The 2,348-nt window shown below is 67.0% G+C and carries 1 protein-coding gene; it reads left to right on the top strand.

Features of this window, described 5'->3' with window-relative positions; all coding sequences use genetic code 11:
- Window positions 1-363: 363 nt before the first annotated feature.
- Window positions 364-2,348, top strand: a 1,985-nt coding sequence (locus AB0J76_RS49425; protein ID WP_364394329.1) for a right-handed parallel beta-helix repeat-containing protein, incomplete at its 3' end; no start/stop codon positions are given.

Below are 2,348 nucleotides of genomic sequence, written 5' to 3'. Positions count from 1 at the left end.
GAAGAGTTGAGCGAGAGTGAAATCGGCTCATGCCGGGCATTGCAGTCATACGTCATACGTCCTATCCTTCAGTCGCGCCGACCAGATCCGTTCGCTCCAAGGGCGGCCACCCCCCAGGAGGCAGAGATGTTTTCGTTCGCAAAACCTCGTGATCGATCGAGGACCGTCTTAGCCGCGTTTTCTGTCGGAGCCCTGCTCAGCACAGGGTTCATCGCCGGGACGGGCCCGGGCTGGGCGACCGCGGCGCCACCGCCCAGGCAGGTGCACGCCTCACCCGACGGGTCCGGGACGGGCTCCGGAACATCGGATGACCCGGTCTCGCTGGCCCGGGCTCAGGAGCTCGTCCGGTCTCTCAACGACGACATGCAGTCCGACATCGAAGTGGTGCTCTCGGACGGGGTGTACCGGCTGGAGGCCCCCATCCGGTTGACCCAGGAGGATTCCGGCGGCAACGGGTTCGCCGTGCGATGGATCGCCGCGGACGGCGCCTCCCCGGTCATCTCAGGCTCCACCCGGGTTACCGGCTGGACGGTCGCCGATGCCGAGCGGGGGATCTACTCCGCCGCCGTCCCCGACGGGGCCCGGACCCGCAACCTCTACGTCGACGGGCGAACCGCGCCGCGCGCGCGAACCAAGATCCCGCGTCCGCCGACGGACCGCTACACGGCGGACGGCCTGAAGATGTCGTCCGACCTGGCCTTCCTCAAGAACCTCACGAGTGCGCAGCTCGCGGACGTCGAGCTGCGCAGCATCGGCTCCTTCACCGACCGCTTCAACGGCGTGACCAAGATCAGCGACGACGGTTCGGCCCTGGTGATGGAACAGCCCGCGTGGAAGAACAACACCTGGGGCTGGGACACCTTCCAGGGGCCCTTCCACGACGGCGGGTACTTCGCCGAGAACGCCCTGGCGTTCATCGACGAACCCGAGGAGTGGTACCTCGACTCCCGCGGCAAGAAGCTCTACTTCAAGCCCTCCGACCCGGCGAAGATCAACGAACTCGACGTCGAGTTGCCGCGCCTGGAGACGCTGCTCGCGATCGGCGGCACGACGGCGCAGCAGGCTCGGGCGATCGAGATCGACGGCCTCACGTTCTCGGGCGCGACCTGGAACGCGCCGACGCAGACCGGCGGATACGTGGACCAGCAGACCGGCGGCCACATCGACGTCGGCCCGCACTACCCGGCCAACGGCTATCCCGAGTTCGAGGCCACGCGACCGCACTGGACCCAGATCCCTTCCGCCGTGCAGATCTCCGCGGCCTCCGACGTCAAGGTGAACGACACCACCTTCACCGACCTGGGTGCCGGTGGCCTCGGCATCGGCAACGACCCGGCTGCGCACCTGTCGGGTGTGGGACTGTCGGCGCAGCGCGTCTCCGTGACCAACTCGCGCTTCACCGCCATCGGCTCGATGGGCATCACCATCGGCGGCATCTCCCAGCAGGCCCACCACCCGGGAACCCTGCCCGACGGCAGCCGCGACCCGAACGTGAGCGACGAGACGGTCGCCGCGATGACCGTCTCCGAGATCGTGGTGGCCAACAACCGGATCTGGGACATCGCCGACACCTACACCAGCGGCGTCGGCATCCTGATGACCTACACGCAGAACTCGACGATCAAGCACAACGACGTCACCGACGTGCCCTACAGCGGCATCAGCCTCGGCTACGGGTGGGGTGCCAACGACCAGGGGGGAAGCATCGAGTACCGCAACCGCGGTCTCTACAAGTACCAGCCCGAGTTCAGCACGCCGACGACGGCGAAGAACAACCGGATCACCGCCAACTACATCACGCGCTACGGACTCATGCACACCGACCTCGGTGGCTTCTACAACCTGTCGGCCAATCCCGGCACGGTGATCGCCGAGAACTTCATCAAGAGCACGGGGCAGGCCTTCTACCCTGACGAGGGGTCCAGGGCGCTGACGTTCAACGACAACGTCGTGATGTCGCCGAACTGGATGGGGCCGAACTACTTCACCCCACCCGGTCCGAGAGACCTGGCCGGCACCGGGAACTGGGTGACCGAAGGTGGCACGCACACCAACCCCGAGCGGAACAACCTGATCGAGGCCACCAAGTTCGACCCGGCGGAGCCGCCGTGCCCTGTCACCAAGACCGTGTTCGCTTCGGGCGTTCCCGTCGCCGACCGTCCGGCGGATGACCCCGACCGCAAGGAGCGCCGCTGCTTCCCGGAGATGACCGTGTCCTCCTCCTCGCCGGAGGGCAAGACGACGGTGTCCGCGGAGATCAAGGACCAGGCGAACGACCTGGTCGGCCTGAAGATCTCGGCCGTGGCCCCTTCGGGATGGACGCTGACCCCGACCGGCTCCGTTCCCGA

The organism is Nonomuraea sp. NPDC049624 (assembly GCF_040675255.1).
In the GTDB taxonomy this organism is placed as follows: Bacteria; Actinomycetota; Actinomycetes; order Streptosporangiales; family Streptosporangiaceae; genus Nonomuraea.
This window is presented reverse-complemented; position numbering and strand designations above follow the sequence as displayed.